Genomic DNA, 26,133 nt, shown 5'->3' on the forward strand with positions numbered 1-26,133 from the left:
ATAATTCGGAATTTACATGAAAAGGAGGACTTTGTGAAACAGATTAGATTAAAAGAATCCAAGAATGGATCGGAATTATTATTGGAAACCTTGGCTAGTCTGGGGATTGATACGATTTTTGGCTACCCAGGTGGAGCCGTTCTGCCACTGTATGATGCGATTTATAACTTTGATGGTATTCGTCATATTTTGGCTCGTCATGAGCAAGGTGCCCTTCATGAAGCCGAAGGTTATGCTAAATCAACTGGTAAACTTGGTGTTGCTATTGTAACAAGTGGACCTGGTGCAACGAACGCCATTACTGGTATTGCAGATGGTATGAGTGATAGTGTTCCAATGCTTATCTTTACCGGTCAAGTCGGAATGTCTGGTATTGGTAAAGATGCTTTCCAAGAAGCTGATATTATCGGTATCACAATGCCAATCACGAAATACAATTATCAAATTCGTGATGTTGCAGATGTGCCACGCATTGTGACAGAAGCTGTTCATATTGCAACAACAGGTCGACCTGGTCCAGTTGTTATTGACCTTCCAAAAAATATTTCGGCTGCTAAAACAACAGTTTATAATGATCCTACTGTTGATCTTCCAAGTTACCAACCAACCTTGGAACCAAATGCTTTGCAGGTCAAGAAAATTTTGACTCAGTTGAAAAAGGCAAAACGTCCGCTGATTATCGCTGGTGGTGGTGTCAACTACTCAGGTGCTTCTAAGGAGTTAATTGCTTTTGCAGAACGCTATAACATTCCTGTTGTTTCAACCTTACTGAGTTTGGGTGTTATGCCAATTAGTCATCCACTTTCTCTGGGGATGGGTGGCATGCATGGTTCATATGCGTCAAATATGGCTTTGACACAATGTGACTTTATGATTAACTTCGGGTCGCGTTTTGCAGATCGTTTGACTGGTAATCCAGCTACTTTTGCTAAAAAAGCAGTGGTTGCTCATGTGGATATTGATCCTGCGGAAATCGGAAAAGTCGTCAAGACACAAATTCCAATCGTTGGTGATGCCAAGCGTACATTACAGATTCTTCTGGAAGAAGATGAAGTTAAAACACGTCACGATGATTGGACTGAATCAGTTCTTGCTAATAAAGCTAAAGCGCCGTTTAGTTATGACTTTGATGAAACAGTTATCAAACCACAACATGCCATTGCTACAATTGGTAAAGTAACAGATGGCGATGCTATCGTGGTTACAGACGTCGGACAACACCAAATGTGGGCAGCTCAATTTTATCCATATAAAAATGAGCGTCAATTGATTACATCTGGTGGTCTTGGAACAATGGGATTCGGAATTCCAGCTGCTATCGGTGCTAAGTTAGCGAATCCAGATAAAGAAGTTATTCTCTTTGTCGGTGATGGTGGTTTCCAAATGACAAACCAAGAGTTAGCATTGCTAAATGGTTATGGTGTTCCGATTAAAGTGGTTCTGATTAACAACCACTCACTTGGTATGGTTCGTCAATGGCAAGAATCTTTCTACGATGAACATCGCAGTGAGTCAACTTTTGATGATGAGCCAAACTTCCAAATGATGGCAGAAGCCTACGGCATTGCTCACCACAAATTTACTGATCCGAAAACATTGGAAGAAGACTTGAAAGTTATCACTGAGAATAAACCAATGTTGATTGAGGTTGCGATTTCTAATCGTGAACATGTTTATCCAATGGTTCCATCAGGTAAATCAAATAGTGAAATGTTGGGGGTGAAGTTTAATGCGTAGAATGTTGACAGCAAAGCTTCAAAATTCAACAGGTGTTCTTAATCGTTTCACAGGCGTCCTCTCACGCCGACAGGTTAACATTGAGTCTATTTCCGTTGGACAAACAATGGAAGACAATGTCTCTCGAATTACGATTATTATCGATGTTGAGAGTTTGGAAGAAGTTGAACAAATCATCAAACAATTGAACCGTTTGATTGATGTGCTTCGCGTTCGTGATATTACGGATATTCCACACTTGGAACGTGAAGTGATTTTAGTTAAATTGACAGCACCAACAAGCAAACGTGCCGAGATTTTAGCGGTTATTCAACCGTTTCGTGCAAGTGTTGTTGACGTAGCACCAAAATCAATTACTATTCAGGTAACTGGTGATGGTGATAAAATCGATGCTTTGCTTCGTGTTGTCAAACCTTATGGTATTCAGAATCTTGCCCGCACAGGTGCGACAGGATTCTCAAGAGATTTTTCTTGTTAAACAATTAATTTAGTTAACAGTTGCCTGGCCAGGCAGTTAAAATAAAAATAGAAAAGAGATATTTATTATGGCAGTAACAATGGAATACGAAAAAGACGTAAAAGTAGCAGCTCTTGATGGTAAAAAAATTGCCGTTATTGGTTATGGATCACAAGGTCATGCTCATGCTCAAAACTTGCGTGACTCAGGTCACGATGTTATCATTGGGGTTCGCCATGGTAAATCATTCGATAAAGCAAAAGAAGATGGATTTGATACTTATGAAGTAGCAGAAGCAACAAAACTTGCTGATGTTATCATGGTATTGGCTCCTGATGAAATCCAAGCTAAACTTTATGCTGAAGAAATCGCTCCAAACCTTGAAGCTGGTAACGCTCTTGGATTTGCACATGGTTTCAATATCCGTTTTGGATACATTAAAGCTCCAGAAACAGTAGATGTCTTCATGTGTGCTCCTAAAGGACCAGGTCACCTTGTTCGTCGTACTTACACAGAAGGATTTGGTGTACCAGCACTTTACGCTGTTTACCAAGATGCTACTGGTAATGCTAAAGACATCGCAATGGATTGGTCTAAAGGTATCGGTGCTGCACGTGTTGGACTTCTTGAAACAACATTTAAAGAAGAAACTGAAGAAGACCTCTTTGGTGAACAAGCAGTACTTTGTGGTGGTTTAACTGCTCTTATCGAAGCTGGTTTTGAAGTTCTTACTGAAGCTGGCTATGCTCCAGAATTGGCTTACTTTGAAGTTCTTCATGAAATGAAACTTATCGTTGACCTTATCTATGAAGGTGGATTTAAGAAAATGCGTCAATCAATTTCAAATACAGCTGAATTTGGTGACTACGTATCTGGACCACGTGTTATCACTAAAGATGTTAAAGAAAATATGAAAGCTGTTCTTGCTGATATCCAATCAGGTAAATTTGCTGAAGACTTTGTTAACGACTACCAAGCAGGTCGTCCAAAACTTGAAGCATACCGTAAAGAAGCTGCAGCTCTTGAAATTGAAAAAGTGGGTGCTGAACTTCGTAAAGCAATGCCTTTTGTTAACCAAAACGATGACGATGCATTCAAAATTTATAACTAATTTTTGAAGAAATCCACTTATAAAAGGCCGATGTTTGTCATCGGTTTTTTATCTATTAATCAGCAATTTGTCATATAAAATATTTAGATATTAGAAGAGGTAGTTTATGATCTTAGCTAAGGATGTTGTTGACGCCTATGACGTCTTGAAAGATGTTGTTGAGCGTACACCCCTAGATTTTGACCGCTATTTGTCGGAAAAATATGGTGCAACTGTTTATCTTAAACGTGAAAACATGCAGAAGGTCCGTTCTTTCAAAATTCGTGGAGCCTACTATGCTATTCACCGATTATCAGAGGATGAAAAAAAACGTGGTGTAGTATGTGCTTCAGCTGGTAACCACGCTCAAGGTGTTGCCTTTACGTGTCATGAAATGAAGATTCCAGCAACAATTTTTATGCCAGTAACAACTCCGCAACAAAAAATTGGGCAAGTGAGATTTTTTGGTGGTCCTTATGTGACGATTAAGCTTGTTGGAGATACTTTTGATGCATCAGCTCAAGCAGCACAAGATTTTACAAAATCAGAAGGAATGACTTTTATCGATCCTTTTGATGATGAAAATGTGCAGGCTGGTCAAGGAACGGTAGCTTACGAGATTTATGAACAAGCTCAAGAAGAAGGTGTAAATTTTGATCAAATCTTTGTGCCAGTTGGTGGTGGTGGTTTGATTGCAGGAGTTGCCACATACATTAAGGATGTAGCTCCAGAAATCCAAGTAGTTGGTGTCGAAGCCTCAGGTGCTCGTAGCATGCGTGCTGCTTTTGACAAAGGTCATCCTGTTAAATTGGAAGAAATCGATAAATTCGCTGATGGGATTGCCGTTCAAAAAGTCGGTGAAAAAACCTTTGAAGTTGCTCGTAAACATGTGGATAAATTAGTTGGTGTTGATGAAGGCTTGATTTCTGAAACACTTATCGACATGTATTCAAAACAAGGGATTATTGCTGAGCCTGCAGGAGCTTCTTCAATTGCAGCTCTTGAAGTGATGAAAGATGAGATTAAAGGGAAAACGGTCGTTTGTATCATTTCTGGTGGTAATAATGATATCAATCGTATGCAAGAGATGGAAGAACGTGCCCTTATCTATGATGGAGTGAAACATTACTTTGTGGTTAACTTCCCACAACGTCCAGGTGCCCTACGTGAATTTGTCAACAACATTCTTGGTCCAAACGATGACATTACGCGTTTTGAGTACATTAAACGTGCGAATAAAGGCACAGGCCCTGTTCTCATCGGTATTACCTTGGGTGATAAAAATGACTACAATGATTTTATTGATCGTTTGTCTGGTTTTGATCCTTCATACATCAATTTACACGGGAATGAAAGCCTCTATAATCTATTAGTTTGATGTTAAAATAAACTTCTGTTCTCTCTTAAAATTATTATATTGACAAGCAAGCCTAGTTGAACCTTACAGTTTGACTAGGTTTTTGCTTTATTTTTGCTTGACTTTTTAAAGAAATAAAATATAATTGTATTAAGTTTTAAGTACAAAAGGAGATTTTTATGTTTTTAGTTCTTTTGGCAATTATTGCCTTACTTATTTTGGGTGTTATTGCTAGTACACTTTATGTGGTACGTCAACAAACAGTTGTTATTATTGAACGTTTTGGGAAATATCTAACAACATCTGGTAGTGGGATTCATGTTCGTTTGCCATTTGGTATTGATAAAATTGCTGCGCGAATTCAATTACGTTTGTTGCAATCTGAAATTGTTGTGGAAACTAAGACTAAAGACAATGTTTTTGTGACTTTGAATGTTGCCACGCAATACCGTGTGAATGAACAAAATGTGACAGATGCTTATTACAAACTCATGCGTCCTGAAGCTCAAATCAAATCATACATCGAAGATGCTCTTCGTTCATCTGTTCCAAAATTGACTTTGGATGAATTATTTGAGAAAAAAGATGAAATTGCTCTTGAAGTGCAACACCAAGTGGCTGAAGAAATGTCAACTTACGGCTACATTATTGTTAAAACATTGATTACTAAAGTTGAGCCTGATGCTGAAGTTAAACAATCAATGAATGAAATCAATGCTGCGCAACGTAAACGTGTAGCGGCTCAAGAATTGGCTAATGCGGATAAAATTAAAATTGTAACAGCTGCGGAAGCTGAAGCTGAAAAAGATCGCCTTCATGGTGTTGGTATTGCCCAACAACGTAAAGCGATTGTCGATGGTCTAGCTGAGTCAATTCAAGAATTAAAAGATGCCAATGTCGGCATGACTGAAGAACAAATCATGTCTATTCTATTGACTAACCAATATCTTGATACCTTAAATACATTTGCGGCTAAGGGCAATCAAACATTGTTCTTGCCTAATCATCCAGAAGGTATTGAAGATATTCGCACACAAATTTTGTCATCATTGAAAGCTAAATAGTTAAAACTAAAAAAAGTCCCTATTGCAGACGGAAGGAATTGCAATAGGGACTTTTTGTCTGGCATTTTGTTAGGGATTGAAATAGGAGTTACATGTTTCTTTTATACCGTTTATATTCATGGATTATTTTCAGAGCACGTTTCCGTGTTTTGATATTGGGACTTTTAAGTCTGCGATATGCAGATGCTAAATCATTTTTTTCAGCCATACCAACCTCCTTAAATATAGATTTATTAACGTTAACATGAAGTAGTATAGCACAAATTACTTAACCAGTAAAGTGTTTACTGTGATTTGGCTTAAAATTAGTTTTTGGCACAAAAAAACACCCCTCCAAAAAAGGAAAGGTTGCTTTAAGTAATTATTTCAAGAAACGTTGTAAGAACTCTTTTGTACGTTCTTGTTGTGGGTGTTCGAAGATTTGTTCAGGTGTACCTTCTTCAGCGATAACACCTTTATCCATGAAGATGACACGGTCTGAAACATCTCTTGCGAATTCCATTTCGTGAGTGACGATAATCATTGTTAAACCTGATTTAGCGAGTTCTTGCATTGTTTTAAGAACTTCACCGACCATTTCTGGGTCAAGGGCAGAAGTTGGTTCGTCAAAGAGCATTGCTTCTGGGTTAACCGATAAGGCACGAGCGATTGCCACACGTTGTTTTTGACCACCAGAAAGTTGTTTTGGTTTAGCTTTCCAGTATTGCTCAGTCATACCAACTTTTGTAAGGTTTTCTTTAGCGATTTTTTCAGCTTCGCTTCGAGAACGTTTCAAAACAGTTGTTTGAGCAACAATGGCATTTTCAAGAACGTTTAAGTTTTCAAATAGGTTGAATGATTGGAAAACCATGCCAAGTTTTTCACGGTATTCTGTCAAGTTATAATCTTTTTCAAGAACGTTTTGTCCGTGGAAAAGAATTTCTCCAGCAGTTGGATCTTCTAAAAGATTGATAGAGCGGAGGAATGTTGATTTCCCTGAACCTGATGAACCAATGATAGAAATAACTTCACCTTTATTTACAGAAAGTGAAATATCTTTTAGGACCTCATTTTGTCCATAAGATTTTTTAAGGTGTTTAATTTCAATAATAGGTTGAGACATTATTTCACCTCTTTCGTTTGGTTTTGGTTAGCACCAGTTGTGTAAGTGTCCGCATCGAAACGACGTTCGATAAAGCGCAAGATGCGTGTCACTGTAAAGGTGAGAACAAAGTAGATAATAGCGATAATTGTAAATGTTTGGAAGTATTGATATGTTTGAGTTGCAACGGTATTACCTGAGAAGTAAAGTTCGACAACTGAGATAACATTCAATACTGAAGTATCTTTGATGTTGATGACAAATTCGTTACCAGTTGCTGGCAAGATGTTGCGGACAACTTGTGGAAGAACGATTTTGCGCATTGTTTGACCGTGTGTAAATCCAAGTGCTGTAGCAGCTTCGAATTGACCTTTATCAACAGCAAAGATACCACCGCGAACGATTTCACTCATGTAAGCACCAGTATTGATTGAAACAATAAAGATGGCTGCAAGAGTACGGTCGATTGAAATACCAAAGGCTTGAGCAGTACCGTAGTAGATAACCATTGCTTGTACAATCATCGGTGTACCACGGAAGATTTCGATATAAACGCTAAGTAACCAACCAAATACTTTTTGAAGACCAGCAAGGAATTTATTGGCAGCTTTTGGAGCTGTGCGGTAAACACCAATCAAAAGACCGATAAAGAGACCAACAACTGTACCGATGATAGAGATGAGAAGTGTAACTCCCGCACCACGTAGGAATTGGTTCCAGTTTTTCTCGAAGATTCCCCACATATCAGTGAAGAAATTACTCTTTTGATCTTTTTCAGACTTGTCAGCTGGTTGTTTTTCAATCATGTCATCCATGAGTTGCAAACGGTCATTATCAGAGATGCCAGCTAAAACGGCATTTACTTTAGCAAGTGTGTCAGTGTCATCTTTACGAAGACCAACGGCAATGGCTGTGTCTGCTTTAGATGTCGCAAAACCTTTGCCATCTTCAAAAGCAATCATCTTGAAGTCGCTATTTGCATTTTCAGCAGAGATAGCATCAGGACGTTCAGAAACATAACCATCAATAATACCAGATTCAAGTGCTTGACGCATTTGGTTGAAGTCACCCATAGCAGTTTCTTTTGAAGCGTCTTTGATTTGGTCAATCAAGTTATAAAGGTAGACACCTTGTTGAGATGTTAATTTTGCACCAGCAAAATCTTTAAGTGATGTAGCTTGTGCAAAGTCACCTTTTTTAGAAACAACGATAACTGGGTAGCTTGTATAGTAACTATCTGAGAATGCAATTTCTTTCTTACGTTCAGCAGTAGGACTCATTCCGGCAGCAATCATGTCAATCTTTCCAGAAGTAAGTGCTGGAATTAATCCTGTCCAAGTAGTTTTGACAACGAGGAGTTCCTTGCCTAAGCTATCTGCTATTTTCTTAGCTATTTGGACATCGTATCCGTTAGCATACTGGCTAGTTCCTTCGATAGGAACAGCTCCATTAGAATCATCATCTTGTGTCCAGTTAAATGGGGCATAGGCTGCTTCCATACCGACACGAAGATATTCGTCAGCGTTTGCGCTAGTCATTCCTCCAAAGAGAAGAAGAAGGGCTGCGAAACAACTTAAAAGTAACTTTTTCATTTAAGACTCCTGTCTATTCTTGTACCTTACTATTTTACAGGAAATAGGGTCTGATTTCAACACGATAGACCCAAAAATAGAATATTTATACAATATATTATGATAAAATAGGGATATAAGAAAGGAGTAGGAGATCATGAAAAAATTAAGAATATTTTTACTAGCAATCGCTACTGTTTTAGGATTATCAGTTCCAGTTTTTGCTGATAGCGATGTTGACTATAGTATCAGCAATTATGATGGTGTTTTAGCGATACATGATGATAATGCTGCTGATTTTTATCAGACTATTACTTATCGCTTTGATTCCTCGTACAATGGGCAGGTGGTGACTTTGGGAGAAGCCGGTCACATGCCAGAAGGTTTTTCGGTTAATAATCAACCTGAAGTTTCAGCTGAGGTTAACGGTGTTAGTCGGACGGTTAGACCGGTGGTAAATGACCTTGGTGATGGTTACCAAGTGAAAATCTACAATTCTGGTTCCAGCGGGGACATTGTAACTGTTAAGCTACACTGGAAACTATCGCATTTACTATTTCCTTATCAAGATGTCGCAGAGCTTAATTGGGTACCGATTAGTGACTGGGATGAAACATTGCGCCATGTTACTTTTACAGTCTTAACAGATAAAACAACTGCTAATCGCAAACTTTGGGCTCATAGAGGTTACTTGAAATCGGTAAATGTTGAAAAATTACCTGATGGTTACCGAATTACGGCTGAAAATGTTGATGGAAAGTTAGAGTTGCACGCTTACTGGGATAAAGCTATTTTGACAAATCCTACAACCATCGCAAGTAAACGTAAGGCAGCAATTATCAAGCAAGAAGCTAAAATTGCTCGTAAAAGTCAGTTGCTTAAAGTGGTATTGTTTTACCTTGTGCCAGCTCTTGTTATTATTTTGATTGTTTTGGCTTGGATTTTCTTCTTTACAGGTAAAAAATTGGCTAAGAAATATGAAAAATTTAGTCATGATAGTCGTTCTTATGAAGCGCCAGAAGATTGGTCACCTTTGCTAATCATGCAGTATATCTATGATGTTGATTTGCAAGATACAGATACCAAAGGAAGTCCAATTTCACAAAAATTTAAATTTGAAACTGCCATGCAGGCGACTTTGCTTGATTTGATTGATCGTCATGTGATTACTGCAAGCGATGAGGAATTAACTTGTCATCTGGATAAGCCAATGACAAGTTATGAAGCAGAAGTAATTGATATGGCATTTGGTGGAAAAGAGACCATAAAAATTGAAGACTTGTTTGCAGATTATCGTTTTGATGATGATTTGGTAGATAACTATAAGAAAAAATACAAAGGTCATACTTTAGAAACAAAATTAAACAGTCTTGGTGAAGCTTTCAATGATCGCTATCTTGCTAAACTTGAACAAATTACTGACTTAGTTAATCAAGAAATTTCACAAAAAGCTTTACCAGAAATTCGTGAGAACTTAAGTGATGGTATCGCTAAGAAATTTGAATATGCAAAAGGTCTCCTATTCCTTACCTTGATACCTGTTGGTATTGGGTTAATCTATCTTTTGTTTAATCTAAATCTAGTTTTTCTTGCTTATGGTCTTTTGTTAGCTTTGGTTGTTTTGAGTTTGGTCATTATCATGGTTAAATCTCATTATTACAAAGTTCATGGTATGATAACTGCTGAAGGACAACAACGTATTCAAGCTTGGGTTAGCTTTACTAATATGATGCGAGACATTAACAAATTTGATAAGGTTGATTGGCAAGGTGTTGTCGTCTGGAATCGTATCTTGGTTTATGCGACTCTGTTCGGCTATGCCAAACAAGTTCAAAAATTCCTTAAAATTCATAACATTAAACTTGCTAGCGAATCAGACTTTATGATGAATCCTGAAATTGGCTACCTTATTGGCATGCAAACTCATCGTTTGGGAATGGCTAGTCAAAGTGCTGATTCAGCTGCGCATTTCTCTGTATCATCTGGTAGTTCAGGCTCTAGTGGTGGATTCTCCGGTGGTGGCGGAGGCGGAGGCGGCGGAGCATTTTAAAATGCTTTCAAATCTGCTATAATTGAGGGGATATTAAATTAAGGAGAGCTTATGTTATTTTTCGAACTACTTAAGGCTATCTTTTTAGGGGTAGTTGAGGGAATTACAGAGTGGTTACCTGTTTCAAGTACAGGACACCTGATTTTGGTTCAAGAATTTATTAAATTGAATCAAGATAAAGCGTTTTTGGACATGTTTAACATTGTCATTCAATTGGGAGCTATCCTAGCGGTTATTGTGATTTACTTTAAACGTTTGAATCCATTCCAGCCAGGAAAAACAGCGCGTGAAGTTCAGTTGACATGGCAGCTATGGTTAAAAGTTGTTATTGCATGTATTCCATCAATTTTAATTGCAGTACCTTTTGATGATTGGTTTGAAGCACACTTCAACTACATGATTCCAATCGCAATTGCCTTAATTGTTTACGGGATTGCATTTATCTGGATTGAAAAACGAAATGCTAATATTGAACCTGAAGTGACTGATCTTGCTCGCATGCCTTATTTGACAGCCTTTTGGATTGGATGCTTCCAAGTTCTAAGTATCGTTCCAGGAACAAGTCGTTCAGGAGCAACAATCCTTGGAGCCATCATTGTGGGAACAAGTCGTTCAGTTGCAGCTGACTTCACTTTCTTCCTTGCTATTCCAACTATGTTTGGTTACAGTGGTTTGAAAGCTGTTAAGTTCTTCTTAGACGGAAATGTTCTAAACTTTAGCCAATTCTTGATTTTGATGGTGGCAAGTGTTACTGCTTTCCTTGTCAGTCTATACGTTATCCGCTTCTTGACTGATTATGTTAAGAAACACGATTTCACTATTTTTGGTAAATATCGTATCGTTTTGGGAACAATTCTTATTCTATATAGCATTGCCAAATTTATCTTTTAAAAAAGCCAGCAGCCCTTGTCAGGGCTGCTTTTTGTGACGTAAAAATTGAAAAAATAAGACTTTTCTTGTATAATAAAATGACTACTCGTGCGAGGTATATAGTATGGAAATGAAACAGATTAGCGAGACAACGCTAAAAATAACGATTAGTATGGAAGATTTAGAAGAACGCGGAATGGAGTTGAAAGACTTCTTGATTCCACAAGAAAAGACAGAAGAGTTCTTCTATTCAGTAATGGATGAATTGGATTTACCAGATAATTTCAAAGACAGCGGCATGCTTAGCTTCCGTGTGACACCACGTAAAGACCGCATTGATGTCTTTGTTACCAAATCTGAAATCAATAAAGATATAAACTTTGAAGATTTAGCAGCTTTTGATGATGTTTCAAACATGTCACCTGAGGAATTTTTCAAGACTTTAGAGCAGACAATGTTGTCTAAAGGCGACACGGAAGCTCACGAAAAATTAGGTAAGATTGAAGAAATGATGGAAGGTGCTGTTGAAGATGTTCTGACAGAACATGCCCAACAAGCTGAGACTGAACCGGAAGAAGATGTGAATCCATCAGATTATGTTCACTATGTCTTGGATTTTCCAAGCTTAGAAGCTACTGTTGCTTTTGCTAAGGCTATTGATTTTCCAGTTGAAGCTTCAGAACTTTATAAGATGGATGGGGCTTACTACATGACAGTTCTCATTGATTTGCAAAATCACCCATCTTATTATGCAAATTTGATGTATGCCCGTATGTTAGAATACGCTGGCGCTGGTACAAAAACTCGTGCTTATTTACAAGAGCATGCGGTTGAATTATTGACGGATGATGCCGTCGAAAAATTAAAAATGATTGAGTTGGTATAGTATGGCACCCTTTACAATTGAATATGTTTTAGTTTTAATTGGCGCGTTTTTATTATCACTTTTCTTGACGCCAATTGTTCGTTTTATTGCTTTTCGTGTTGGTGCCGTTGACAATCCAAATGCTCGTCGTGTTAATGAAGTCCCAATGCCAAGTAGTGGTGGTTTGGCGATTTTCTTAGCCTTTTTGATGTCATCTTTAATTTTCATGCCAATGGTTTTGAAACAGCCGATTTGGACGATTTCTTATTTTGATTATATTTTGCCAGTTGTTATTGGTGGATTTATCATTACAGCGACTGGTTTTATCGATGATATTTATGAATTGAAGCCAAAAACAAAAATGGCAGGGATTATTTTAGGAGCTGTCATTGTTTGGGCCTTTACGGATTTCCGTTTTGATAGTTTTAAAATTCCTTTCGGCGGACCATTATTGCAATTCAATTCAGTAGTCACTTTCTTTTTGACGGTTTTTTGGATTATTTCAATTACAAACGCCATGAATTTGATTGATGGCTTAGATGGTCTGGTGAGTGGTGTTTCTATCATTAGCTTGATTACAATGGCTTTGGTATCTTATTTCTTCTTGCCACAGACCGACTTTTACTTGACTTTGACAATCTTATTATTGATTGCTTGTATTGCAGGATTTTTCCCTTATAATTACAATCCAGCTATTATATACTTGGGAGATACCGGAGCCCTTTTCATAGGATTTATGATTGGTGTCCTATCTCTTCAAGGGTTGAAAAATTCGACTGCTGTTGCGGTGGTGACACCAGTTATTATTCTTGGTGTTCCGATTTTGGATACAACTGTTGCGATTATTCGCCGTAAATTATCAGGGCGTCCAGCGACAGAAGCAGACAAGATGCATTTGCATCACCGTTTGTTAGCTATGGGGTTTACACACCGTGGAGCTGTTTTGGTCGTTTATGGAATTGCGATTCTTTTCTCACTTATCGCACTCTTGCTAAATGTTTCAAGCCGTTTAGGTGGTGTCCTTTTGATGATTGGTTTAGCCTTTGCTCTAGAAGTCTTTATTGAAGGACTTGAAATTTGGGGCGTTGGTCGAACACCACTTTTCGATACCCTTAAATTTATCGGAAATAGCGATTATCGCCAAGCGACAATGTTAAAATGGAAAAATCGCAAAAATAATAAGTAAATGGAAAGCCTATTATGGCTTTTTTTTGATATAATGATTAGTAACCCTATAGAACTGCGGTAATTTTCAGAAAAAAGTTACTGCCGCATTTGATAAATTGGAGGAACGTACACATGTCTGTACTTGAAATAAAAGATCTTCATGTTTCAATTGAAGATAAAGAAATTCTTAAGGGTGTCAATTTAACCCTTAAGACTGGAGAGATTGCTGCGATTATGGGTCCTAATGGAACTGGTAAATCAACGCTTTCAGCTGCTATCATGGGTAATCCAAATTACGAGGTTACTCAGGGTGAAATTTTGCTAGATGGTGAGAACATTCTTGACCTTGAAGTCGATGAACGCGCTCGCCTTGGTTTATTCCTTGCCATGCAATACCCATCTGAAATTCCAGGTATTACAAATGCTGAATTTATTCGTGCAGCTATGAATGCTGGAAAAGAAGATGACGAAAAAATTTCTGTTATGGATTTTATCACAAAATTGGATGAAAAGATGGAATTTCTTGGCATGAAAGAAGAAATGGCAGAACGTTACCTTAACGAAGGTTTCTCAGGTGGTGAGAAAAAACGTAATGAAATTCTTCAATTGTTGATGCTTGAACCTAAATTTGCTCTTCTTGATGAAATCGATTCAGGTCTTGATATCGATGCTTTGAAAGTTGTTTCAAAAGGTGTTAACGCTATGCGTGGAAATGACTTTGGAGCAATGATTATCACTCACTATCAACGACTTCTTAACTACATCACACCAGATGTTGTTCATATTATGATGGATGGTCGTGTTGTTCTTACAGGTGGTGCAGAACTTGCTGCTCGTCTTGAAAAAGAAGGTTATGCGAAAATTGCCGAAGAACTTGGAATTAAATACGAAGAAGAAGTGTAATTGATGATGTCAAGTCTACTATTATAGTAGATGATACTCGTATGTTGGATATAAAAAGGAGTAAACATCAAATTATGACGAAAGAATCAGTTTTAAATTTTTCACAAGCAAAAGCAGAACCTTTGTGGTTGCAAGAGCGACGCTTAGCTGCTTTTGATCATATAGATAAATTGCCATTACCAGAAGTCAACCGTGTAAAATTTCACCGTTGGAACTTGGGTGATGGAAGTATTTCAGAGGATATGGCTTTGGCTAATGTCCCTGATTTTACAGCACTTGGAGATAATCCAAAACTTGTTCAGGTTGGAACACAAACTGTCCTTGAACAATTACCTGTTGACTTGATGTCAAAAGGTGTTATTTTTACAGATTTTTATAGCGCTTTGGAAGAAATTCCAGAAGTGATTGAAAAATATTTTGGTAAAGCGCGTGGTGACTTGGAAGACAAGTTAGCTGCTTATCATACAGCTTACTTTAACAGTGCTGCTGTGCTTTATGTTCCAGATAATGTGGACATTGAGGAACCAATCGAAGGTCTCTTTTTCCAAGATAAGGCTAGTGATGTTCCATTTAATAAACACGTCCTTATTATTGTAGGAAAAAATAGTCACATCAGTTATCTAGAACGTTTTGAATCAATCGGTGAAGGCGATGCTAAAGCAACAGCAAACATTTCTGTTGAAGTTATTGCTTTAGATGGCAGTCAAGTGAAGTTTTCTGCTATCGACCGTCTTGGAAATAACGTGACAACTTATATTAGCCGTCGTGCTCATCATGGTAAAGATGCTGTGGTGGACTGGGCAATCGGCATCATGAATGAAGGCAATGTGATTGCTGATTTTGATTCAGACTTGTACGGAGATGGTAGCCAAGCTAATCTTAAAGTGGTTGCCGCTTCATCTGGTCGTCAAGTTCAAGGTGTGGATACGCGCGTGACAAACTACGGTTGCCATTCAGTCGGACACATTTTACAACACGGTGTCATTCTTGAACGCGGAACATTGACTTTTAATGGTGTTGGTCACATTGTAAAAGGTGCTAAGGGAGCGGATGCTCAACAAGAAAGTCGTGTTCTGATGCTTTCAGACAAAGCCCGTTCTGATGCCAATCCAATCTTATTGATTGATGAAAATGATGTGACAGCTGGTCACGCCGCTTCAATCGGACAAGTTGACCCAGAAGATATGTATTATCTCATGAGTCGTGGTATTGACAAGGAAACAGCAGAACGCCTAGTTATTCGTGGTTTCTTAGGTACTGTTATCACTGAAATTCCTGTCAAAGAAGTGCGTGATGAAATGATTGCTGTGCTTGACAGTAAGTTGGAGCAACGCTAATATGGCAAAATTAGACGCTCATAAAATCGCTCAAGACTTTTGCATCCTTGACCAAGTTATCAATGATGAACCTCTGGTTTATCTAGACAATGCGGCAACAACTCAGAAACCACAAAAAGTACTTGATGCGCTCAATCAGTATTATCATACTATCAATGCCAATGTTCACCGCGGTGTTCATACCCTTGCTGAACGTGCAACAGCTGCTTATGAAGCCAGTCGTGAAAAAGCACGTCAGTTCATTAATGCTAAGTCAACAAAAGAAGTGTTATTTACACGTGGAACAACAACTGGACTTAACTGGGTTGCGCAGTTTGCCCAAGATGTTCTTCAAAAAGACGATGAAGTGCTTATTTCGGTTTTAGAACATCATGCGAATGTCGTTCCTTGGCAACAAGTTTGCCATAAGACTGGTGCAAAATTGGTTTATGTTTATTTAAAAGATGGTCAACTAGATATGGAAGATTTGCGTAGCAAGCTTTCAAGCAAAACAAAATTTGTAAGCATTGCTCATGTTTCAAATGTTCTAGGCTCAGTGCAACCTGTTAAAGAAATTGCCAAATTAGCTCATGAAGTTGGTGCTTATATGGTGGTTGACGGTGCACAGTCTGCTCCTCATATGGCAATCGACGTTCAAGATTTGGATTGTGATTTCTTTGCTTTCTCAGGACATAAAATGCTTGGACCAACAGGCATTGGTGTGCTTTATGGTAAAGAAGAATTGCTCAATCAAATGTCACCAGTTGAGTTTGGTGGGGAAATGATCGACTTCGTTTACGAACAAGAAGCCACTTGGACAGAATTGCCTTGGAAATTCGAAGCCGGGACACCAAATATTGCTGGTGCTATTGCTTTAGGCGCGGCTATTGAGTATTTGGATGATCTTGGTTTAGATAATGTTCATGCGCATGAGCAAGAACTGGTTGATTATGTTTTACCTAAACTACAAGCCATCGAAGGAGTAACAGTTTACGGTCCACAAGATCCTAGTCAGCACATGGGAGTCATTTCATTTAATATTGATGGATTGCACCCACATGATGTAGCGACAGCTCTTGATTATGAAGGGGTTGCTGTTCGAGCAGGACATCACTGTGCACAACCTCTACTTCATTACTTAGGAATTCATTCAGCAGTGCGCGCAAGTTTTTATATCTATAATACGAAAGAAGATTGTGATAAACTAATAGAAGCAATTCTTAAAACAAAGGAGTTTTTCAATGGCACTTTCTAGATTAGATAGTCTTTATATGGCAGTTGTTTCAGATCACTCAAAAAATCCACATCATCACGGAAAACTCGAAGATGTTGATCAAGTTAATCTTAATAATCCCACTTGTGGTGATGTGATTTCATTATCAGTGAAATTTGATGGTGATCGCATTTCTGATATCGCTTTTGCTGGTGACGGTTGTACAATCTCTACAGCTTCATCAAGCATGATGACTGATGCTGTTGTTGGCAAGACGAAAGAAGAAGCTCTTGAACTAGCTGAGATTTTTTCAAAAATGGTTCAAGGTGAAAAAGACGATGCCCAAAAAAGATTAGGTGAGGCAAGTTTTTTGGCAGGAGTTTCAAAATTTCCACAACGTATTAAATGTTCAACTCTTGCCTGGAATGCCCTGAAAAAAGCTATTGAAAATGATAGTAAAAATACAGAAAGGTAATTAGATGCCTGAAAAAAACGAAAAAGTAACACCAAAACCAATTGATATTGGTGAGTATCAATATGGCTTCCATGATGACGTGACACCAGTCTTTTCAACAGGAAAAGGAATCAGTGAAGATGTTGTTCGTGAATTATCTGCTGAAAAAGGTGAGCCAGAATGGATGCTGGAATTTCGCTTGAAATCATTGGAAATTTTTAATAAAATGCCAATGCAAGATTGGGGACCAGATTTGTCAGATATTGATTTTGATGAGATTACTTACTATCAAAAAGCATCTGATAAACCTGCCCGCTCATGGGATGATGTTCCAGATAAAATCAAAGAAACGTTTGAACGCATCGGTATTCCAGAAGCCGAACGAGCTTATCTCGCTGGTGCTTCAGCTCAGTATGAATCTGAAGTGGTTTACCACAACATGAAAGATGAGTATGATAAGCTAGGAATCGTGTTCACCGATACAGATTCTGCTTTGAAAGAATACCCAGAGCTTTTCAAAAAATATTTCTCTAAATTAGTCCCACCAACAGACAACAAGTTAGCTGCTTTAAACTCAGCTTTCTGGTCAGGTGGTACCTTCATTTACGTTCCAAAAGGTGTCAAAGTTGACATTCCTTTGCAAACTTATTTCCGTATCAACAACGAAGCGATGGGACAATTTGAACGTACTTTGATTATTGTTGATGAAGGGGCAAGCGTTCACTATGTAGAAGGCTGTACCGCACCAAACTATTCATCAGCAAGTCTTCACGCAGCCATTGTTGAGATTTTTGCTCTTGAAGGTAGTTATATGCGTTATTCTACTATTCAGAACTGGTCAGATAATGTCTATAACTTGGTAACTAAACGTGCTACAGCTAAGAAAAATGCTACAGTGGAATGGATTGATGGTAACCTCGGTGCCAAAACAACAATGAAGTATCCATCTGTTTATCTTGATGGCGAAGGTGCGCGTGGGACAATGCTCTCAATTGCCTTTGCTAATAAAGGACAACACCAAGATACTGGTGCCAAGATGATTCACAATGCGCCACATACCTCATCATCAATTGTTTCAAAATCAATTGCTAAAGGTGGCGGAAAAGTTGACTATCGTGGTCAAGTGACTTTTAATAAAAATTCTAAAAAATCAGTTAGTCACATTGAATGTGATACGATTTTGATGGATGACATTTCAAGTTCTGATACCATTCCATTTAACGAAATTCACAATTCACAAGTTGCGCTTGAACATGAAGCGAAAGTTTCAAAAATCTCAGAAGAACAACTCTATTATCTTATGAGTCGTGGTCTTTCTGAACAAGAAGCAACAGAGATGATTGTCATGGGATTTGTAGAACCATTTACAAAAGAACTCCCAATGGAATATGCTGTTGAACTTAATCGTTTGATTAGTTATGAAATGGAAGGTTCTGTTGGATAACTTAAAAGAGACAAGTTTTTAAACTTGTCTCTTTTTTCTATATATAGTATATATAGTAGGAAAAGAAATAGTAGTTTTTATAGTTTTTCGTTAACGTAAGTGACGAAGTGGTTCCACCAGACTTTAAGAAAAATGCTTTTTTTTACTTCTTTCTTAGCAAGTGCTGGTACGCTTGGCTTAGATTCTAGATAGCCAGTTCCGACGATTTGTTTATCATCATAAATGAAAGAACCAACTTTATCACCTTTATTAATAGTAGCTTCGTATCCTTTAGATTTTGTTGAGAATGTTGCTGAAATGTCAGTGCCAATACGATGAACAACTTTTAACTCTTGAGAAGCAACAGCGGGTACAGATTTTTCTTTACCATCTTTTACCTTGGCTTTGCTATTTTTAGTTGACTCACCAGCATCAACAAGAGTAGTCATTTCATAATGCGATTTAACATATTCAAGAAGATCATTCGTAGCTTTAAATCGGGCAAATTCATCTTCTTGCCAATTATCTGCATTCATAACAACAGAGATAATGCGCATGCCGTTTTCTGTAGAAGTCGCAACAAATGAAGCACCAGCAAGTTCAGTTGTACCGGTTTTTAGACCATCAACACCATCACGTTCGTAAGGCATTCCTTTGAGCATGTAATTATAAGTGTTCATTGTAGAACCATCAAAGTCAGCAGTTGTTTGGTTACTAATTTTAAGCACATCTGGGTACTCGGTGATTAAGTGTTGGGCAATGATGGCAACATCACGAGCACTTAGGGTATTTTCATCAGTTGAACTAGAACCTGGGTAAATGTTATCACCTAGGTAACTATTGTTAAGACCAGAAGCATTAAATAATTTAGCATCATTGATTCCCCATTCTTGGAGTTGAGTTTGCATCATATCAACAAACTTACTTTCGGTACCGCCGATTTTTTCTGCAAGGGCAATCGCAGCACTATTAGCACTAGCTACCATGGCAGCATTAACTAATTGCTCCACAGTATATTCGCGTGCTTCCATAGGAACGTTACTAGCATCCGAATTAGCTGTTAAATCATAAGCATAATCAGATATAGGAACTTTAGTATCCCAACTTAGATTCCCTTTGTCGATTTCTTTGTAAGTTAAGTAAACCGTTAATATTTTTGTCATTGAAGCAATACCATCAGGTGTAGTTGCATCTTTTTCATATAATACTTTACCAGTAGAAGCTTCAACAGCGATAGCGTGTTTAGCTGCTACATCAAAGGTATCATCAGCAGCAACTTTGTTTCCAATGAAGGCCAAGAGTAGGGCCAAAACAGCAAAAACTTTCTTCATTGTTCCATCCTTTGTTAAAAAATTAGATAATATGATTATATCATATTAATCGCTTACTTTCAGTGTGTCAGAAAATCTGACAAAAAATTCAGAAAAAACTATTCTCTTCAGAAAAAACTATTTTCTTTAAGGAAACTTTATGATATAATTTTATTTGTCAAATAATATAATTTAGAGAGAACAACTAGGAGGGCGTCACATGTCACTAAACGGTAAAACATGGAAACGCGTCGGTCTTGGGGCTGTAGCCTTAGTCTCAACAGCTGTTTTGGCAGCTTGTGGAGGTAAAAGCTCATCAACTTCTTCAAAAACTGATGAGATCAATTGGTACACTCCGACTGAAATTAGCACTTTGGACATTTCGAAAGTTACAGATACTTATTCTTCAATTGCTATCGGTAACTCAGGTAGTAACTTACTTCGTCGTAACGAAGACGGTGAATTAAAACCTGATTTGGCTGAGAAAGTAGAAGTATCTGAAGATGGTTTAACATACACTGCCACATTACGTGATGGTCTTAAATGGTCTGACGGTAGTGATTTAACGGCAGATGACTTTGTTTATACATGGCAACGTATTGTTGATCCAGCGACTGCTTCAGAGTATGCTTACCTTGCATCAGATGCGCATGTTTTAAATGCTGCAGAAGTTATCAATGGTACTAAGAGCGTTGATGAATTGGGAGTTAAAGCAGATGGTAATAAAGTAATCTTTACATTATCTAGTCCATCTCCACAATTTATGAGTCTTTTGACATTTGCTAACTTCGTTCCTCAAAACAAAGCTTTTGTGGAAAAAGCAGGAAGTGACTACGCTACAACTTCTGAAAAAGCACTTTATTCAGGTCCATATACAGTTAAAAATTGGAATGGTTCTAATGGTTCATTCACACTTGTGAAAAACAAATACTATTGGGACGCTAAAAATGTTAAATTGAAGAAAGTTAACGTCCAAGCTGTTAAAAAACCTGATACTGCCGTGCAAATGTACAAAGATGGTGAGCTTGATACAGCAAACATCTCTGGTACAGAAGCAATTTATAAAGCAAATAAAAGCAGCAAAGATGTTGTGGATGCTCCAGAAGCAACATCTGCATACCTCGTTTACAACGAAACAGGTTCTGTTAAAGCTTTAGCTAATACTAAGATTCGTCAAGCGCTTAACCTTGCAACAAATCGTGAAGGTGTTGTTAAAGCAGCTATCGATACTGGTTCAAAAGCAGCAACAGCTCTTGTTCCAACAGGACTTGAAACCTTAGAAGATGGTACTGATTTATCTAAATACGTATCACAAGATTACACTTATGATGCCAAACAAGCAGCAAAACTTTTCAAAGAAGGTCTTGCTGAAATCGGTGAAAAATCAGTTAAATTGACAATTACAGCTGATTCTGATACACCAGTTGCCAAAGCGTCAGTAGACTACATCAAACAAACATGGGAAGATGTTCTTCCAGGATTAAAAGTAGAAGAAAAATTCGTAACATTCAAACAACGATTGCAAGATTCTAAAACACAAAACTTTGATGTTGTTCTATCACTTTGGGGTGGTGACTATCCAGAAGGATCTACATTCTATGGATTGTTTACATCTGATTCAGCCTACAACTACGGTAAGTTTAGCGATGCGACATATGATGCAGCCTACCAAAAAGCATTGACTACAGATGCTTTGGATCCAGTAGCTGCTGCAGATGATTATAAAGCTGCTGAAAAAGCACTTTATGATAATGCACACTATAACCCACTTTACTTCCGTAACACAAAAGCACTTCAAAATCCATCAATCAAAGGTCTTGTTCGTAACTCAACTGGTTTGCAAGTTGACTTTACATATGCCTATAAAGACAAATAATCTTTAATAAGTATGAATAATGGGCAAGAATTGGTTGCGGCCAATTCTTGCTTTTGTTGACAGGTAAAACTTTTCCCCTGCCAACAAAAGCAAATAAGAGAAGGAAATATTATGGTAAAATACATTCTTAAACGTGTTGCTATTCTTCTTGTAACACTCTGGGTAGTTGTTACCCTGTCGTTTTTCCTCATGCAAGTTATGCCTGGGACACCTTACAATAACCCAAAATTAACTGATGAGATGATTGCTTTAATGAACAAACAATATGGGTTGGATAAACCAGTTTGGCAACAATATCTTACATATCTATGGAATATTCTCCATGGTGATTTTGGTACAAGTTACCAATCAATTAATCAACCAGTAGGACGCTTGATTTCTCAACGTTTAGGCGTTTCGATCCAACTTGGTGTTCAAGCATTGATTGTAGGTCTTCTTGCAGGTATTGCTGTCGGTGCTGCATCAGCACGTAATAAAAATAACTGGATTGATGGAGTACTTAGTGTCATCTCTACACTTGGTATTTCAGTACCATCATTCATTATCGGTCTTTTCTTATTGGTTACTCTTGGTTTCAAATGGAGCTTGTTCCCACTTGCAGGATGGGGTTCATTTGAACAAACAATCATGCCATCTATTGCCTTAGCAATCCCAGTCTTTGCTCAAGTAACACGTTTCTTCCGTGGACAAATGATTGAAACATTGAGTTCTGATTACATTCAATTAGCAACTGCTAAAGGTTTGAATAAACGTCAAGTGACACGTAAACACGCGTACCGTAACTCAATGATTCCAGTTTTGACTTTGGTTGGTCCTATGGCAGCAAACTTGCTAACAGGTTCAGCTTTGATTGAACAAATTTTCTCAATTCCAGGAATTGGTCAACAATTTGTAACATCAATCCCAGCTAAAGACTATCCAGTAATTATGGGAACAACAATCGTTTATGCAATGATGTTGATGGTTGCTATCTTGGTAACAGATATTGCAACAAGTATTGTTGACCCACGTGTACGCTTGCAATAAGGAGACTATTCATGGCAGAAAAAACAAGAGAATTTAAGCTTGTTGGTGTTGGTTCAGCCAGCTCACAAGAAAAAATTGAAAAGCCTGCTCTTTCTTTTATGCAAGATGCATGGCGCCGTTTGAAGAAAAATAAATTAGCTGTTATTTCAATGTGGTTCTTGGGAATTTTACTTGTATTCTCAATGATTTCAGTAGTTTTGGTACCACGTGATGACGCTAATGCTTTCAATACAAAAGAAGTTACAACTTACCGTAACCTTCCACCAAAACTTAGTGACAACCTTCCATTCTGGAACGGTAAAATTACTTATTCTGGTAATACAGAAGCTAACGATGCTTATGCAGACCAAGGTGTTCCAGAAGGTAAAAAATTTATCCTTGGTACTGATAACCTAGGTCGTAGTGTTGCCAAACGTATCATCGTAGGTGTTCGTATCTCACTTCTTATTGCTATCGTTGCAACATTGATTGACCTTTTGATTGGGGTAACTTATGGTTTGATTTCAGGTTATGTTGGCGGACGTGTCGACATGGTTATGCAACGTATTATCGAAGTTATTTCATCAATTCCTAACTTGGTTATCGTTACAATGCTTGGTCTTTTGCTTGGTAATGGTGTTACATCAATCATTATTTCAATTGCTATCGTTGGATGGACATCAATGGCTCGTCAAGTACGTAACTTAACACTTTCTTACCGTGAACAAGAGTTTGTTCTTGCCGCTCGTTCATTAGGTGAAAGTGCTCCTAAAATCGCGTTTAAACACATCCTTCCAAATATTTCAGGGATTATTATTGTTCAAATCATGATGACAGTTCCAAGTGCCATCATGTACGAAGCTGTGCTTTCAGCTATTAACCTTGGGGTAAAACCACCAACAGCATCACTTGGTTCATTGATTACTGATGCTCAAGAATACTTACAATACTACCCTTATCAAGTAACTCTACCAGCCCTTGCTTTGGTATTAATCTCACTTGCTTTCATCTTGTTAGGTGATGGTCTTCGTGATGCATTTGATCCAAAATCTGGTGATCGTTAGGAGGAAAAAATATGAGTGAAGAAACAATTTTACAAGTTAAAAACCTCCATGTAGATTTCCAAACCTACGCTGGAGAAATCAAAGCCATTCGTGACGTCAACTTTGACTTGAAGAAAGGTGAAACACTTGCTATCGTAGGTGAATCTGGATCAGGTAAATCTGTAACGACTAAAACTTTGATGGGCCTATCTGCTTCAAATGCTACAATTACAGGTGACATCGACTTTAAAGGTAAAAAACTTACAGAATTAAAAGAAGACGAGTGGATTAAAGTTCGTGGAAATGAAATTGCGATGATTTTCCAAGATCCAATGACAAGTCTTGACCCAACAATGAAAATTGGTCAACAAATCGCTGAACCAATTATGATTCACGAAAAAGTTTCAAAACAAGAAGCTTGGAATCGTGCACTAGATTTGATGAAAAATGTTGGTATTCCAAATGCGGAAGAGCACATCAATGATTATCCACACCAATGGTCAGGTGGTATGCGCCAACGTGCAGTTATTGCAATTGCACTTGCTGCTAACCCAGATGTTTTGATTGCTGATGAACCAACAACTGCCTTGGATGTTACTATTCAAGCGCAAATCCTTAGTCTAATGAAGAAAATTCAAAAAGAACGTGGCTCATCAATCATCTTTATCACTCACGACCTTGGTGTCGTTGCTGGTATGGCTGACCGCGTGGCAGTTATGTACGCTGGTAAGGTTATTGAATATGGAACAGTAGATGAAGTCTTCTACAACCCACAACACCCATACACATGGGGATTGTTGAACTCAATGCCAACAACTGATACAGAAGCTGGTAGCTTGCAATCAATCCCAGGTACACCACCAGATCTTCTTAATCCACCAAAAGGTGATGCTTTTGCACCACGTAATGAATTTGCTTTGGATATCGATTACGAAGAAGAACCACCAATGTTTAAAGTTAGTGACACACACTATGCTGCAACTTGGTTGTTAGACGAACGTGCACCTAAAGTAACACCACCATTACCAATTCAAAAACGTTGGGCAAAATGGAAAGAACTTGAAGGGAGAAAAGCTTAATGACTGAAAATAGAAAAAAGCTTGTTGAACTTAAAAATGTCTCTTTGACTTTCAACGAAGGCAAAAAGAATGAAGTAAAAGCCATCAACAACGTCAGCTTCGATATCTATGAAGGTGAAGTCTTTGGTTTAGTTGGTGAATCAGGTTCTGGTAAAACAACTGTTGGACGTGCTATCTTAAAACTTTACGATATTAGTGATGGTGAAATCGACTTTAATGGAGAAACAGTTTCTAACCTTAAAGGTAAAGAACTACATGAATTCCGTAAAAATGTGCAAATGATTTTCCAAGACCCACAAGCAAGTCTTAATGGACGTATGAAAATCCGTGATATCGTTGCTGAGGGTCTTGATATTCACAAACTCGTTAATAGTAAAGAAGAACGTGACGAAAAAGTTCAAGAATTACTTTCACTAGTAGGATTGAACAAGGATCACATGACTCGTTACCCACACGAATTCTCAGGTGGTCAACGTCAACGTATTGGTATTGCACGTGCACTTGCTGTACAACCAAAATTCATCATTGCTGATGAACCAATTTCTGCGCTTGACGTGTCTATTCAAGCACAAGTAGTTAACTTGATGCAAAAACTTCAACGCGAAAAAGGCTTGACTTATCTCTTCATCGCTCACGATTTGTCAATGGTCAAATACATTTCAGATCGTATTGGTGTAATGCACTGGGGTAAAATGCTTGAAATTGGAACATCTGAAGATGTTTACAATAACCCAATCCACCCATACACTAAGAGCTTGTTGTCTGCAATTCCAGAACCAGATCCAGAATCTGAACGTGAACGTGTGCACCAAGTTTATGACCCAAGTGCAGAACTTGATGGTCAAGAACGTGAAATGCGTGAAATTACACCAGGTCACTTTGTACTTTCTACAGAAGCTGAAGCTGAAGAATATAAAAAAGCATTATCATAATCAAAAAGGGGGCATAGTACCCTCTTTTTTGTGTTTAAAAGCAAATAAAAGTCATTTTAATTGCTTTTGAAGAGAATAAGTATTAGAATAGACACGTAGTCAATTTGCTGCTGCGATAACCGATTTTAGAGGGTTCTGATGGCAAGTTGAAAAAAACTGAAAAAAGTTTCATAAAAGCGTTGACACGCTGTAGTAAATTTAGTATACTAATATAGCTGTTGTTCGAGAGGGCGACGGTAACAAATTTGAAAAGAACTTGAAAATTTCTTG

General features: G+C 37.9%; 23 protein-coding genes. 19 read left to right on the forward strand and 4 right to left on the reverse strand.

What is annotated here, in order from left to right; all coding sequences use genetic code 11:
• Positions 1–33: 33 nt before the first annotated feature.
• From SFC32_RS07015 to SFC32_RS07035, 5 genes are all read left to right on the forward strand, one after another.
• The gene (locus SFC32_RS07015; RefSeq protein WP_074603787.1) at positions 34–1,737 is read left to right on the forward strand and encodes an acetolactate synthase large subunit; all 1,704 of its coding nucleotides are present in this window, start codon (positions 34–36) and stop codon (positions 1,735–1,737) included.
• On the forward strand, positions 1,730–2,215 hold the full coding sequence (gene ilvN / locus SFC32_RS07020; RefSeq protein WP_074565204.1) for an acetolactate synthase small subunit: 486 nt from the start codon (positions 1,730–1,732) through the stop codon (positions 2,213–2,215). The genes SFC32_RS07015 and ilvN overlap by 8 nt, the downstream gene beginning before the upstream one ends.
• Before the next feature lie 67 nt (positions 2,216–2,282).
• A complete protein-coding gene (gene ilvC / locus SFC32_RS07025; protein WP_006530986.1) occupies positions 2,283–3,305 on the forward strand; it encodes a ketol-acid reductoisomerase in 1,023 nt (340 codons plus the stop codon).
• Between the two features lie 106 nt (positions 3,306–3,411).
• Entirely contained in the window at positions 3,412–4,662 is a 1,251-nt protein-coding gene (ilvA, locus tag SFC32_RS07030) for a threonine ammonia-lyase IlvA (RefSeq protein ID WP_411049892.1), read from the forward strand.
• A gap of 158 nt (positions 4,663–4,820) precedes the next feature.
• Positions 4,821–5,705 carry an SPFH domain-containing protein gene (locus tag SFC32_RS07035; protein ID WP_074965545.1) on the forward strand — a complete coding sequence of 295 codons (885 nt, stop codon included), beginning with the start codon at positions 4,821–4,823 and terminating at the stop codon, positions 5,703–5,705.
• Between the two features lie 88 nt (positions 5,706–5,793).
• On the opposite strand, the gene SFC32_RS07040 is transcribed toward SFC32_RS07035, so the two are convergent.
• From SFC32_RS07040 to SFC32_RS07050, 3 genes are all read right to left on the reverse strand, one after another.
• A complete protein-coding gene (locus tag SFC32_RS07040; RefSeq protein WP_093816040.1) occupies positions 5,794–5,913 on the reverse strand; it encodes a putative metal homeostasis protein in 120 nt (39 codons plus the stop codon).
• Between the two features lie 153 nt (positions 5,914–6,066).
• Positions 6,067–6,807, reverse strand: a complete 741-nt coding sequence (locus SFC32_RS07045) for an amino acid ABC transporter ATP-binding protein (RefSeq protein WP_039696023.1) — start codon at positions 6,805–6,807, stop codon at positions 6,067–6,069.
• Positions 6,807–8,378 (reverse strand): ABC transporter permease subunit, encoded by a 1,572-nt coding sequence (locus tag SFC32_RS07050; RefSeq protein ID WP_039696024.1) that lies wholly within the window; start codon positions 8,376–8,378, stop codon positions 6,807–6,809. The genes SFC32_RS07045 and SFC32_RS07050 overlap by 1 nt, the downstream gene beginning before the upstream one ends.
• 136 nt (positions 8,379–8,514) lie before the next feature.
• Between SFC32_RS07050 and SFC32_RS07055 the strand changes: the two genes are divergently transcribed.
• The 9 genes from SFC32_RS07055 to sufB all read left to right on the forward strand — a co-directional run bounded on the left by SFC32_RS07055 (position 8,515) and on the right by sufB (position 18,639).
• Positions 8,515–10,407: a DUF2207 family protein gene (locus SFC32_RS07055; protein WP_411050082.1), complete on the forward strand. Its 1,893-nt coding sequence runs from the start codon at positions 8,515–8,517 to the stop codon at positions 10,405–10,407.
• Between the two features lie 51 nt (positions 10,408–10,458).
• Entirely contained in the window at positions 10,459–11,298 is an 840-nt protein-coding gene (locus SFC32_RS07060; RefSeq protein WP_039696026.1) for an undecaprenyl-diphosphate phosphatase, read from the forward strand.
• Positions 11,299–11,401: 103 nt separating this feature from the next.
• Positions 11,402–12,163, forward strand: coding sequence for an adaptor protein MecA (gene mecA / locus SFC32_RS07065; protein ID WP_074603782.1), 762 nt, complete (start codon positions 11,402–11,404; stop codon positions 12,161–12,163).
• A gap of 1 nt (position 12,164) precedes the next feature.
• Positions 12,165–13,328 (forward strand): glycosyltransferase family 4 protein, encoded by a 1,164-nt coding sequence (locus SFC32_RS07070; RefSeq protein ID WP_074561363.1) that lies wholly within the window; start codon positions 12,165–12,167, stop codon positions 13,326–13,328.
• A 113-nt stretch (positions 13,329–13,441) separates the two neighbouring features.
• Positions 13,442–14,212 carry a Fe-S cluster assembly ATPase SufC gene (gene sufC / locus SFC32_RS07075; RefSeq protein ID WP_074565193.1) on the forward strand — a complete coding sequence of 257 codons (771 nt, stop codon included), beginning with the start codon at positions 13,442–13,444 and terminating at the stop codon, positions 14,210–14,212.
• 74 nt (positions 14,213–14,286) lie between these two features.
• Positions 14,287–15,549 (forward strand): Fe-S cluster assembly protein SufD, encoded by a 1,263-nt coding sequence (sufD, locus tag SFC32_RS07080; RefSeq protein WP_411050081.1) that lies wholly within the window; start codon positions 14,287–14,289, stop codon positions 15,547–15,549.
• A gap of 1 nt (position 15,550) precedes the next feature.
• The gene (locus SFC32_RS07085; RefSeq protein ID WP_411050080.1) at positions 15,551–16,783 is read left to right on the forward strand and encodes a cysteine desulfurase; all 1,233 of its coding nucleotides are present in this window, start codon (positions 15,551–15,553) and stop codon (positions 16,781–16,783) included.
• The gene (sufU, locus tag SFC32_RS07090) at positions 16,770–17,216 is read left to right on the forward strand and encodes a Fe-S cluster assembly sulfur transfer protein SufU (protein ID WP_039696032.1); all 447 of its coding nucleotides are present in this window, start codon (positions 16,770–16,772) and stop codon (positions 17,214–17,216) included. The genes SFC32_RS07085 and sufU overlap by 14 nt, the downstream gene beginning before the upstream one ends.
• A 4-nt stretch (positions 17,217–17,220) precedes the next feature.
• Positions 17,221–18,639, forward strand: a complete 1,419-nt coding sequence (gene sufB, locus SFC32_RS07095; RefSeq protein WP_074482843.1) for a Fe-S cluster assembly protein SufB — start codon at positions 17,221–17,223, stop codon at positions 18,637–18,639.
• Between the two features lie 77 nt (positions 18,640–18,716).
• On the opposite strand, the gene pbp3 is transcribed toward sufB, so the two are convergent.
• Complete coding sequence (gene pbp3 / locus SFC32_RS07100) at positions 18,717–19,949, reverse strand: D-alanyl-D-alanine carboxypeptidase PBP3 (RefSeq protein ID WP_411050079.1); 1,233 nt, start codon at positions 19,947–19,949, stop codon at positions 18,717–18,719.
• 199 nt (positions 19,950–20,148) lie between these two features.
• Here pbp3 and SFC32_RS07105 point away from each other — a divergent pair, with 199 nt between their 5' ends.
• The 5 genes from SFC32_RS07105 (at position 20,149) to SFC32_RS07125 (ending at position 25,863) form a co-directional block, all read left to right on the forward strand.
• The gene (locus tag SFC32_RS07105; protein ID WP_411050078.1) at positions 20,149–21,804 is read left to right on the forward strand and encodes a peptide ABC transporter substrate-binding protein; all 1,656 of its coding nucleotides are present in this window, start codon (positions 20,149–20,151) and stop codon (positions 21,802–21,804) included.
• A 111-nt stretch (positions 21,805–21,915) separates the two neighbouring features.
• The gene (locus SFC32_RS07110) at positions 21,916–22,830 is read left to right on the forward strand and encodes an ABC transporter permease (protein ID WP_411050077.1); all 915 of its coding nucleotides are present in this window, start codon (positions 21,916–21,918) and stop codon (positions 22,828–22,830) included.
• 11 nt (positions 22,831–22,841) lie between these two features.
• Positions 22,842–23,873: an ABC transporter permease gene (locus SFC32_RS07115; protein WP_074565183.1), complete on the forward strand. Its 1,032-nt coding sequence runs from the start codon at positions 22,842–22,844 to the stop codon at positions 23,871–23,873.
• 11 nt (positions 23,874–23,884) lie between these two features.
• Positions 23,885–24,931, forward strand: coding sequence for an ABC transporter ATP-binding protein (locus SFC32_RS07120; protein ID WP_205396394.1), 1,047 nt, complete (start codon positions 23,885–23,887; stop codon positions 24,929–24,931).
• The gene (locus SFC32_RS07125) at positions 24,931–25,863 is read left to right on the forward strand and encodes an ABC transporter ATP-binding protein (protein WP_074565179.1); all 933 of its coding nucleotides are present in this window, start codon (positions 24,931–24,933) and stop codon (positions 25,861–25,863) included. Before SFC32_RS07120 ends, SFC32_RS07125 begins: the two co-directional genes overlap by 1 nt.
• The last annotated feature ends 270 nt before the right edge of the window (positions 25,864–26,133 follow it).

It is taken from the genome of Streptococcus sp. TATVAM-FAB8 (assembly GCF_046592795.1).
In the GTDB taxonomy this organism is placed as follows: Bacteria; Bacillota; Bacilli; order Lactobacillales; family Streptococcaceae; genus Streptococcus; species Streptococcus ruminicola.